General features: G+C 43.6%; 11 protein-coding genes. 1 reads left to right on the top strand and 10 read right to left on the bottom strand.

Annotated elements, in window-relative coordinates; translation table 11 throughout:
• The 5 genes from FTT89_RS13475 to FTT89_RS13455 form a co-directional block, all read right to left on the bottom strand.
• Nucleotides 1-180, bottom strand: a 180-nt coding sequence (locus FTT89_RS13475) for a transposase (RefSeq protein WP_180172884.1), incomplete at its 3' end; no start/stop codon positions are given.
• Nucleotides 181-443: 263 nt separating this feature from the next.
• Complete coding sequence (locus FTT89_RS13470; RefSeq protein ID WP_180172883.1) at nucleotides 444-1,244, bottom strand: sulfite exporter TauE/SafE family protein; 801 nt, start codon at nucleotides 1,242-1,244, stop codon at nucleotides 444-446.
• 41 nt (nucleotides 1,245-1,285) lie between these two features.
• A complete protein-coding gene (locus FTT89_RS13465; protein ID WP_160232475.1) occupies nucleotides 1,286-1,777 on the bottom strand; it encodes a flavin reductase in 492 nt (163 codons plus the stop codon).
• Nucleotides 1,778-1,886: 109 nt separating this feature from the next.
• Nucleotides 1,887-2,915, bottom strand: coding sequence for a methionine synthase (locus FTT89_RS13460; protein WP_180172882.1), 1,029 nt, complete (start codon nucleotides 2,913-2,915; stop codon nucleotides 1,887-1,889).
• Nucleotides 2,916-2,943: 28 nt separating this feature from the next.
• Nucleotides 2,944-3,930 carry a DUF1852 domain-containing protein gene (locus FTT89_RS13455; RefSeq protein WP_016658148.1) on the bottom strand — a complete coding sequence of 329 codons (987 nt, stop codon included), beginning with the start codon at nucleotides 3,928-3,930 and terminating at the stop codon, nucleotides 2,944-2,946.
• A gap of 659 nt (nucleotides 3,931-4,589) precedes the next feature.
• Between FTT89_RS13455 and FTT89_RS13450 the strand changes: the two genes are divergently transcribed.
• Nucleotides 4,590-5,594: an OmpA family protein gene (locus FTT89_RS13450; RefSeq protein WP_180006508.1), complete on the top strand. Its 1,005-nt coding sequence runs from the start codon at nucleotides 4,590-4,592 to the stop codon at nucleotides 5,592-5,594.
• Nucleotides 5,595-5,747: 153 nt separating this feature from the next.
• Here the strand turns inward: FTT89_RS13450 and FTT89_RS13445 are convergent, their stop codons facing one another.
• The 5 genes from FTT89_RS13445 to dsbD all read right to left on the bottom strand — a co-directional run bounded on the left by FTT89_RS13445 (nucleotide 5,748) and on the right by dsbD (nucleotide 10,725).
• Nucleotides 5,748-5,951, bottom strand: coding sequence for a hypothetical protein (locus tag FTT89_RS13445; protein ID WP_127801575.1), 204 nt, complete (start codon nucleotides 5,949-5,951; stop codon nucleotides 5,748-5,750).
• A gap of 3 nt (nucleotides 5,952-5,954) precedes the next feature.
• The gene (locus tag FTT89_RS13440) at nucleotides 5,955-6,809 is read right to left on the bottom strand and encodes an Abi family protein (RefSeq protein WP_218944996.1); all 855 of its coding nucleotides are present in this window, start codon (nucleotides 6,807-6,809) and stop codon (nucleotides 5,955-5,957) included.
• A 341-nt stretch (nucleotides 6,810-7,150) separates the two neighbouring features.
• On the bottom strand, nucleotides 7,151-7,891 hold the full coding sequence (dsbG, locus tag FTT89_RS13435; protein ID WP_163145815.1) for a thiol:disulfide interchange protein DsbG: 741 nt from the start codon (nucleotides 7,889-7,891) through the stop codon (nucleotides 7,151-7,153).
• 12 nt (nucleotides 7,892-7,903) lie between these two features.
• On the bottom strand, nucleotides 7,904-8,746 hold the full coding sequence (locus FTT89_RS13430) for a TlpA disulfide reductase family protein (protein WP_180006506.1): 843 nt from the start codon (nucleotides 8,744-8,746) through the stop codon (nucleotides 7,904-7,906).
• Nucleotides 8,743-10,725 (bottom strand): protein-disulfide reductase DsbD, encoded by a 1,983-nt coding sequence (gene dsbD / locus FTT89_RS13425; protein ID WP_180006505.1) that lies wholly within the window; start codon nucleotides 10,723-10,725, stop codon nucleotides 8,743-8,745. Before dsbD ends, FTT89_RS13430 begins: the two co-directional genes overlap by 4 nt.
• Nucleotides 10,726-10,803 lie beyond the last annotated feature (78 nt).

Raw genomic sequence — 10,803 nt, 5'->3', positions numbered from 1 at the left:
GAATATGGAGTTTGGCTTTCCGAAGGCAGCAGGTAAATCCCGCCACGGGCAGCCTGTACGGATTCTATAAAGAATAGCTTCAATAAAATTTCGAAGATTTTGTTTGAGATAAATACGAAAATTACGGTAAATGTTTTCTAACTTAGACCAGTGTTGATCAGTCAACATTGTACGAGGCATAGCGAGGAGTAGATTTGGTTTGGCGATTAAATTCTACTTTCTCGCTATTTTTTTTGCACAGTAAATGTCAACAGACCCTAATATTTATTGTTCTATTTTTTAATTGAGGAAACCGACTTCTTCTAAGTAAATCAAGTAATCCAAATTGAACAGGAAGCTCCTTCTAAAGATAATTATTTAGATCATGAATCTGCTAAGAAGCATACGCTCTATAATCAAACCACTATTATGAGCGTATTCGTTATCTTCCAATTGCCTTCAGCTTAACTCAAACCCTTAACCAGAAAGAAACAGCCCACAATCACCAATAACACGGCGAAACATTTTTTCAGGATTTGTGGCGATAATGCATGTGCTGTTTTCGCCCCAAGTTTGGCAGTAAAGAAACTCATAATGCTAATACCAAGAAAAGCATAAATATGAACAAAGCCAATAGTATTGGGCACATTCACCTGCGCCTGCATCCCAAAAATCATAAATCCCAAAGCACCGGCAACTGCAATGGGGAAACCACAGGCTGCAGATGTGCCTACTGCCTGTTGCATGACCACGCCATAACGGTTGAGATACGGTACGGTCAAGCTGCCACCGCCAATCCCAAAGATGGCTGAAGCAAAACCAATTCCCGAACCTGCAGCGATTTGTTGACCGGTTGAGGGCAAGGTTCGCCCCTGCTCTGCCGGCTTTTTGCTACCTGTAAACATGGTATACGCCACCCAGATCAGAAAGATTCCTACCACAATCTGCAAATGTAAGCCCGAAATTAAACCGGCAATCCCTGCACCGAAAAAGCATCCAATGGCCATAGGCGGAGCTAGATGTCTAAAGACTGGCCACAGCACTGCCTCGTTCTTATGGTGCGCCATCAATGAACTGATAGAGGTGATCACAATAGTTGCTAGCGATGTACCTAAAGCCAAATGCATAATCACATCCGGACTATAACCCATCTGCATAAACACGATATATAACAGTGGTACAATGATTGTTCCGCCACCGACCCCAAACAGCCCAGCGGCAAAACCTGCGCATGCCCCGATAATTAAAAAAATGATAATTTCCACGAAATACTGACTGAATAATTTGAAATTAAAGACAAGGCGCCTTAAGCAAGTTCCAGCTCACCAACCTGATGATAGGCACGATTAAAATACACCAGACCATGTTCTTGCTGACTGTGCTGAATGGCCAGCACACGGCACATAAAAATGCTATGCGTACCCACCTGCTGAATCTGCTCAATCTCGCAATCAAAGCTGGTCAAGGCATCTGTTAACACCGGTGCACCGGTTTCCAGTTCGGTCCAGGTTCCATATTGAAAGCGCTCTTCAGACTTCATTTTGGAAGCAAAGACATTGGAGATCTGCTGATGCTGCGCGCCTAGCACATTCACGCTCAAGACTTTATTTTCAATAAAATGGGCGTGTGAACGTGAGGTCTGATTCATGCAAACCAATAAGGTCGGTGGTGTATCGGTTACACTACACACGGCAGATGCGGTAAATCCATGCACACCAGATGCCCCAGCCGTGGTCACCACATTGACCGCGCTGCTGAGCAAAGACATGGCATTTCTAAAGTCTGCTGCTTCAATCATCACCGGATTCCTTCATTTTCTTGGGTTATGCTTGAAATGGTTGTTAAGCGGATGGGCCAGATGTTTTCCATCCATTCCCATCAGCTCTGCCACATGATGTACCTGCGCGTTAAGCACTCAATTCTTGACGCACAATATCGGCGCCAGCGCTTAAAGCACGCAGTTTACCTTGCGCCACCTGACGTGATAACGGCGTCATACCACAGTTGGTCGATGGATAAAGCTTGTCGGCATCGACAAATTGCAAGGCCTTACGCAAGGTATTGGCCACTTCTTCTGCGGTTTCAATCTGGTTGGTGGCCACATCAATAGCGCCAACCATGACTTTTTTGCCACGGATCAGCTCAATCAGGTCCATCGGTACGCGCGAGTTCTGGCATTCCAGCGATACAATATCAATTTTGGATTGTTGCAATTTCGGGAATACGGCTTCATATTGTCGCCATTCAGAGCCTAAGGTTTTTTTCCAGTCGGTATTGGCTTTAATGCCATAGCCATAACAGATATGCACGGCGGTTTCGCATTTCAGTCCTTCCAGTGCGCGTTCCAGTGTGGCCACGCCCCAGTCATTGACTTCATCAAAGAACACGTTAAAAGCAGGTTCATCAAACTGGATAATATCGACCCCAGCCGCTTCGAGTTCCCTTGCCTCCTGATTCAGGATTTTGGCAAATTCCCAGGCCAGTTTTTCACGGCTTTTGTAATGACCATCGTACAGGGTATCGATCATGGTCATTGGACCCGGCAAAGCCCATTTAATTGGCTGAGTGGTCTGGCTGCGTAAAAACTTGGCATCTTTCACAAACACTGGCTGTTTCCGGGCCACCTCACCGATCACCGAAGGTACGCTGGCATCATAACGGTTACGAATACGCACCGTTTCCCGTTTTTCAAAATCCACACCTTCGAGATGTTCAATAAAGGTGGTGACAAAATGCTGACGGGTCTGCTCACCATCGCTGACAATATCAATTCCGGCCAGTAACTGTTCATGCAGTGACAGGCTCAAGGCATCCTGTTTGGCTTCACGCAGTGCATCGCCTTCAAGTTTCCATGGCGACCAGAGTTTTTCCGGTTCTGCCAGCCAGGATGGTTTCGGTAAGCTGCCTGCGGTTGAGGTTGGGAGTAAAATGCTCATCTTTAATCTTCTATCTCTATACGTTGAATTAAGCAGCGTTGGTTGCTACGGCGTAGCTGGCAGCCCACTGTTCCAGAATGTGCTGATACGGTTTAATAAAGTGTTCTTCTGTCCATTTGCCCTGTTTTACGGCCAGCTGGCTACGCTCGACACGGTCATAGACAATTTGCGTTAAGGAATAATCCGGGTACTCAAGACTAGGTTGATAGACCTGACCTGCAGTCGAGTTGGCATTATAAATTTCAGGACGATAAATCTTCTGGAAGCTTTCCATGGTGCTAATCGCGCTGATTAATTCAAGATCGGTATAATCCGCCAATAAATCACCGCTAAAATAGAACGCCAAAGGTGCAGCACTATTTTCCGGTTTAAAATAGCGAACAGTTAACCCCATTTTTGCGAAATAATGATCTGTTCTTGAGTATTCATTTTGCTGATATTCAACCCCTAACACCGGATGAATATTGGCGGTACGATAATAGGTTTTGGTGGTCGATACGCTCAGGCAGATCACCGGCTGTTTATTAAACTGTGACTGGAACGCCTCGGAATTCACCACGTACTGATACAGCTTGCCGTGCAAATCACCAAAGTTGTCAGGCATTTCCCCGGCTTTATGGCCTTGGGACAATAAAAGCACGCTAAAGTCATAATCACGTACATACGATGAAAAACTGTTTCCGATCATGCCTTCAATACGCTGATTGGTACGATGATCAACAATCGTCGATTTCAGCATTTCAATGGCTGGAAAGGCGTTACCATTGCCTTCGACATCAAGATCTGCAGACACAATATCAATTTCCAGTGAATAACGGTCACCCTTCGGATTATCCCAATGTGCCAAGGCATTAAAACGGTTATTGATCATGCGCAGCGTGTTACGCAGGTTCTGTTCACGGCTTTCGCCACGCGCCAGATTGGCAAAGTTGGTTGTTAAACGGGTACTGTCCGCTGGTTGATAGTTTTCATCAAAACGAATACGTTTAATTGAACATGCAAACTGTTGACTCATCTGTTCCACCGCTTTAAATATCTAAAAATAAAAATCTGAATGTCTTTCTGGTTTTAGTTATACGTGAACCCTAAGATGAATAAAAATGATTTAATCTAAGTTAATAGTGAATTAAATTCATGTTTTGATTTGAATAGCGTTATTTAAGGCGAAAATATAGAAAAATAGACTGCCCTATGAGTCATCAATCGAGTCCAATTTTTCTTGCTGGAAAAAGGCCAAAAAGCTAGATTTAGAATCAAAATAGATTTTTTTAATTTTAATAAAAACAATTATTTATAATTTTTATTGTAGCTAAATATCTTCACATTTTGTTGAAGAGAATGAGCTTCTTGATGGAATAAAAAATTGGCTCGCCTAAATATTTGGATCTGGTCTGTTTAGGTCAAACGGCGCTTATATAAAAATGTCTATAAAAGCATCAACATGAATTTGGCTCAGTTGAAGATGAGGAAAAATCAAGGGGTTTAGCTTGTAAATGATCAGTGATTTACCTTCCTATTAAACGAATAGATGCAGTGATCTTCTGTAGCCCTATCTTCTTGAGAGGCGACTTAGCGACGCTCAGCCTCTATAAAAAATGAAAATTTAAACCGGCTCAGCTATACTGCTTAAAATACAAGCAGAATATTAAGATCAGTAAAATAAGGAAATATCCGATGACTTTTCAAAAAACAATCTTAGGCCTAAGTTTAGGTTGTGTACTGACACTGTATGGCTGTGCCAAACCCACTTCTGATCAGGCTGAAACTGAAGTCAGTACTTCTGAAATCACATCAGATTCAAATGAAACTGCCAAAGCCAGCTCAGATTTTGATCTGAATAACATCCCCATTTCGACCGCAGTGCTTGGCGAGTTTCCTTATATTGAGTTACCACAGGGTTATCGCTATCAGAATGATGAAAATCGAAAGTTTGAACGTGTGCCGTTTTGGACAGGACATGACTTTCACTGGGTTGAAGGAAAACTGTTTAGTTCGGGTATTAGCGCTGAATCAGATTATAAAGAAGGCAGTTATTTAGAAATACAGCGTAATCTTGATGCGGTAATTAAACAGCTTGGCGGTGTAGAAGTTGCCAATAGTCAAATCCCCAAAGAGCTTGCCAACAGTCTGCCTGATGCCATTCGGGTGCAACATGGTTCAGGTTTGGCTGATATTTATAATTACCCTGCGCAAACGTATGTGATTCGACAAGCGGATAAAAATATTTGGTTCCATTTGGCGCAATCTGGTCACTATATGGGTTTAATGGTAGCGGAAAGTCAGCCCTTAAATATCACTGCCAAAGCACTGACGTCGAGTGCACTGAAACAAAGTCTGGATCAGAACAGTAAAGTGAGTGTGCAAATTAACTTTGCCACAGATCAAGCCGATATTTTGCCAGACTCACAAGAACAAATAGATCAGATTATTGCTTTACTGAAAGATAACGATGATTTAAAACTTGGCATTTACGGACATACTGATAATACAGGCGATGCGGCGCATAATTTAAAATTGTCTGAGCAACGTGCGCAAGCTGTGGTAACTGCTCTAACCAAAGCAGGCATTGATACAAATCGTCTGACAGCCAAAGGTTTTGGGGATACTCAGCCTGTTGCAGATAATGCGACTGAAGATGGTAAGGCGAAAAACCGTCGGGTGGAGTTGGTGAAATTATAAAAGTCTAAATACTAAAAAGACCGCAATATAGCGGTCTTTTTTACATCTTTTTATAAATGGTGTCACGGCGGTCAACGTCTAAGACAAGCACCACAATTTTGGCGTCAATGACTTGATAGACTAAGCGATACGCGGTTTCAGCTTATCAAACTTTTAAGTGCGGTTTTTGTGAACTCGAACTCTTAAGTCAGCTAAAGTTATCCTGATAGTTTCTTCACTTTTCGCTTTTTCTGCTAGTTGTAATAAATAAACCTCATCCATAACACAATCTTTTAAGATTATTTTTGTATTTTCCAAAATGCGATTTTGACGATCAGGGCTACGACCTTCTAAAAATTCTGGTATTTTTTTTACCATATTTCATAAGCTCCAAATAGGATGTTCTTCCCAATTATCAGGAAAACCCATCGCAACACGCCAATTTTCATCTTTCACAATAGGTTTTAAGAGTTTATTCAATTGATAGCACCACTCTGAATCAAATCCTGTCGGTCTTAGCAAGGTTTTTAAGATTAAGAGTACATAGAAGATACGTTTATTCGTCGGTGTAATCGGTGATTGCCAATTTGGATCTTTGTCGGCTTTAGATTTAATAGCTAATTCTTTATTCCATAACCGTCCATGATGGGCACAAATATTTCTTACATAGGTCAATATATGCAACCATTCAGCTAATTTTTCATGATGCAAAGAAAAATGCTGTGCGATTGCTTTCTTATCTTCTTTATTGTTAGCCTTATTATTTATTAAACCACTATATAAAAATGACAATGAACCAAAACTTAAAACTTCTGTCAGCATCCAAATTGGGATTTGAGGAAAATCATCATAATTTTGTTGAAAATGCTGGATGAACGTATCTTTAGAGCGTTCAACTTCTTTGTTGCATGTTTCTAAAAATTTTCTATGGTTAAATTTGGGATAAAAATTTTGTGCGTTGTATATACCAAATGCACCATATCTCTGACCGAGATAATACGTTAATTTCGTTCGTAAAAACGTTTCTATAATTTCGATAGCACCGAATATTTGTAATCGTAATTCAGTATAAAATTCATATAATTGCACAATTTTTTCAAACGAAGTGCCCGGCTTGAATCGATCTAAGACATTATTTCCTGACCTTATTCGGTAAGGATACCAATATGCACTTAAGCGATAATAACCATATTTTGCCAATATTCCTTCAGCCCAAGCAACATTATGAATACTCAATCCTTTAGACTGTAGATGATGCACTTGCTCAGCATATGATAAAGGCTTTTTATTTATAAGGTTTTAACATAATTCACTAAAATCGAGGCATAAAAAACCGCCAAGGTTGCGCGGACTTCAAAAGAAGAACTAAGCGTGGCGGCTGTATTAAATACATAATAGCGACAATTGTCATTATTAGCAAGTTATGATCAAAAATCGCCCTTAGCGACGGTCTTTTTTATATCTAATCTCCTCTACCTCCTATTTATTAAAGAGGTGAGGAACAGCATTCCGCAAGGGGAGAATTTTTAAGCCACAGGTGATAACCTAAACAACATCTGCCATTGTTCATGAACCTTTTACTTCTCAAAAATCTCTCTTAAATCCTCCGTCATCCCTTGGGCGGACTTAAACTCGCCTTGCTGGTTTTTCCACACCATTGACGGCGTGGCAAAGAAACCATATTTAGCCATCAGTTCCTGATTGGCATCTATTTTTGCAGCAATATCAGCAGGGATATTCTTGGTAATTTTTAACTTGTTTTGCCCTTTGTTGGCATTGTAACTGGTAAACACCTGCTGCGGATTTTTAGCCATCAGCATGGTCGCCACTTGCCCGCGACTCTCATCACGAATGACTGCCACCTGAATATGTCTAAGCTGTACCTTCCCCGCCTTCACCCACGGACGTGCCTTTTGCCAGAAGGTATGGCAATACGGACAATTCGGGTCTGAAAATACATATACAATCCGCGGCGCATCTTTTTGTCCATCCTGAATCCAGGTGGAGTTCTCCAGACTTTTCCAGACATCATCCAGCACGGCGTCTTTAACATGGGTTTCAAGCGCTTTGATGGTCAGGTTCTCACCCTTGGCATTGTGCAAATCGCCAATAATGTAATATTTCTGGTCATTGGAAATAAACACGGTCGCCGGACTTTGCTGCATATGCCCGGCCCATCCGGTCATTTGCTCTGGCGCTTCAATCTGCTTGATAAATTTAAAGCCTTCCTGCTCAATCTGTTTTTTCAGATCAGTTTGGGCAAATGCTGTTGTATTTAACAGCAGCAGGAACAACGCAGCGGGATAGATCATTTTCATAAGAATTTCCTGTTATTTTGAAGATGGAGCAGAAAGATCGTTGATATAGCGACGCAGCATCGGCTGGGTCAGTTCTCCCATATGCCGATGCACGAGCTGTCCTTGCGCATTAAAGAACAAGGTGCTTGGCAAGCCGTACATATTCATCTGGGTGGCCATGTCACCTTGAGGATCAAATAGGACATGCTGGAAATTAAAACCATGCTGACGCAGATAATCCTGTACCGTGTCAGTCGTTTCGCCCTGATTCAGCATTACAAAATGAATGTCCGGATAAGCCTGCTGGGCCTGATGTAAAACCGGCATTTCCCGGTGACACGGCGGACACCAGCTGGCCCACAGGTTGATGACGGTCGGTTTGCCAACCCAGTGCTGTAGCGGCACCTGTTGCTGCTGTAAATTTTGAAATTGCAGGTCAGGATACTGATTCTGCTGTGGCAAGACTGATTGAATACCCCAGTTCAGACAAAGCTGGATCGCAACAAATAGCGCGATCAATATCGCTTTAGGCAGATTGGCCAATGACCGGTTTTTCCATAAAAACCACCCAATGCCGGCAATCAATCCGCCATAAAAATGAAAGCCTTTGTCCTGAATTTTGATTATATCCAGTGGTGTCGCCAGATAAAGATCGGCATGCATCAGCACAAAAACCAGTCGTGCGGCAATTAACCCCACCCAGAATGATGTCCACAAGCTGTCACTAAAGATGCGCCAGCTAGGTTCAGGCCATTGCTGTTTGTGTCTGAAATATCGCCCTGCCCCATACACCAGCACTAATCCGGTGAGCAGCAGCACCATCTGCCACGGCAACATCAGTGGGCCTATATGCAGCGCCGTTGCAGAAACCATCATGGCGTGTTTGCCTGCTGAAGTTGCTGCAAGCGCTGAATAAGTTGGGTCGCGCTAAAGGTGCCGGTTAAACGTAAAGTACGCTGTTCCTGCTGCTGGCTGTCCAGGAAAATCATGGTCGGTGGGCCAAGAATCTGCCAGTCACGCAGTAATGCATCTTGAGATGGATGATACTCGGTTAAATCCAGTTTAATCCGCACCACATCCTGCAAGGCTGCCTGTACATCGGTACGTGGCAGGACTTCATTTTCTACCGGCTGACAGGCCACACACCAGTCGGCATAGACATCAATCACGATACTGCGTCCACTGTTCTGCTGTAGCAGCTGTGCCAGTTCCTGCTGGGTATGCACCTTTTGCCAGCTGAGTGTTTTTTGGGCATGGACCGCACCCATCTGCTGAAGGCCATGTTGAATATGCCAAATACCAATGCCGATCATGGCCAGCGCCAGCACAATAACGCCAACACGCGAGATTTTACCTTGCAGATGTCTGCGGATTAAATCGAAGCAGTAAATCGCCAGTGCTAGAAAAATAATGCCCATCAACAGGAAATAGGCCACGGTCGGCAGCAATGGACGGGCGAAATAAACCGCCAGCGCCAGCATTAAAAAGCCGAAACTGAATTTTAGCCGGTCCATCCATAAACCCGGTTTCGGTAAATATTTGGCGCCAAATACGGCGGCAATAAATAAAGGAATCCCGAGGCCCAGACCCAGTACAAACAGATAGGTCGCGCCAAGTACCGGCTGATCCAGTTGCGATACAAACAGCAAGGCACCGGCCAAAGGCGCACTCATACACGGACCTACAATCAGCGCGGAAATCATCCCCATTAACGCAGCACCCACCAGCGTACCGCCCTGCTGTTTTTGCTGCCATCGGTCCAGTCGTTGCAATAAACCCTGTGGTAAGGAGAGCTGATACACCCCAAACAGGTTCAAGGCAAATAAAATAAACAGCACTGCAAAGATGCCAATAAAGATCGGGCTTTGGAACCAGCGCTGGAAACTATAGCCCAGTTGTGCAACCGCCAGTCCCATCACCGCATACACTGCGGCCATACCCAGTACAAAAGCCAGCGCAATCAACGCAGCACGATAACCACGATGACGCTGTACCAGAATGCCAGACAAAATTGGAATCAGTGGCAAAGAACAAGGTAAAAAGGCCAGTAAAATACCAAAACCTAAAAAAATCAGCAGATTAAAAAATAAATGATGTTCCGAGAGTAAATTGAAAAAATACTGGTCATTGTTCCATTCAGATTGTAATGACGCGGCTGCTGTCGTTTGTGTTTCGCCTGCGATTTCACTGGCCGGCACCGGATTGGACGCTACGACTGAAATTTCTGAAGCCGCGACAGCATCAGTGATTTTTGTCAGCTCTGTATTCTCTACTGCGGCAATCGCTTCATCTTCAATTACATTTGCTTCTACTACAGCTGGTGCAGTTATCAGCGCTGTTTTTTCAGGCTTACTTGGTGCTGCTTCAATTTTAGCCGGTGCATCCAGCGCGACCGGTTTGGCAGCGCTTAATAAACGCCGTTCGCTTGAAGGTGCATCTGACTGGGGCAACAAGCCTTGCGCATCGGTCTGAATGGTGGCGCGTTGCACCGGATAACATAAACCGCTTTCGGCACAGCCCTGCCACTGAATTTTAAATTGCTGGTTTGGCGCGACCTTAATTGTAGTCTTGACCTGATGATAATGCACCTTGGTCTGGCCAAAGGTCGGATCGTTCTTATCTTCCGGGACCGGCAGCTGTAATTTTAGCGCACCAGCATCGCTACGCACCTGTAGCTGATCATGATATAAATAATAATCCTCGGCGATGGTCCAGCGCAGTTCCGCCTGATCATCGCTAATAGAACGCGCCTGAAACTGAAACGCCTGATCGGGGGGCAAGAACTCCTGCGCCTGTGACCAGATTGGCCAGAATGCACAAAGAACCACAAGCAAAGCACTTACACGCGTAATCATGACGTCCATTTTTCTGTAGAAAACCCGATTCATTATTAAAAAGATTAAATTAAGAGAACATTAACATAGCTCATTATT

Origin of the sequence: Acinetobacter sp. YH01025 (assembly GCF_013420185.1) — a bacterium.
GTDB classification, from domain to species: domain Bacteria; phylum Pseudomonadota; class Gammaproteobacteria; order Pseudomonadales; family Moraxellaceae; genus Acinetobacter; species Acinetobacter indicus.
This window is presented reverse-complemented; position numbering and strand designations above follow the sequence as displayed.

What these genes read in the sequence shown, in the direction of transcription:
- FTT89_RS13465 (WP_160232475.1), bottom strand. Translation starts at nt 1,777, where the DNA reads ATGATTGAAGCAGCAGACTTTAGAAATGCCATGTCTTTGCTCAGCAGC.
- FTT89_RS13460 (WP_180172882.1), bottom strand. Translation starts at nt 2,915, where the DNA reads ATGAGCATTTTACTCCCAACCTCAACCGCAGGCAGCTTACCGAAACCA.
- dsbG (WP_163145815.1), bottom strand. Translation starts at nt 7,891, where the DNA reads ATGAAAATGATCTATCCCGCTGCGTTGTTCCTGCTGCTGTTAAATACA.
- FTT89_RS13450 (WP_180006508.1), top strand. Translation starts at nt 4,590, where the DNA reads ATGACTTTTCAAAAAACAATCTTAGGCCTAAGTTTAGGTTGTGTACTG.
- FTT89_RS13455 (WP_016658148.1), bottom strand. Translation starts at nt 3,930, where the DNA reads ATGAGTCAACAGTTTGCATGTTCAATTAAACGTATTCGTTTTGATGAA.
- FTT89_RS13445 (WP_127801575.1), bottom strand. Translation starts at nt 5,951, where the DNA reads ATGGTAAAAAAAATACCAGAATTTTTAGAAGGTCGTAGCCCTGATCGT.
- FTT89_RS13430 (WP_180006506.1), bottom strand. Translation starts at nt 8,746, where the DNA reads ATGATGGTTTCTGCAACGGCGCTGCATATAGGCCCACTGATGTTGCCG.
- dsbD (WP_180006505.1), bottom strand. Translation starts at nt 10,725, where the DNA reads ATGATTACGCGTGTAAGTGCTTTGCTTGTGGTTCTTTGTGCATTCTGG.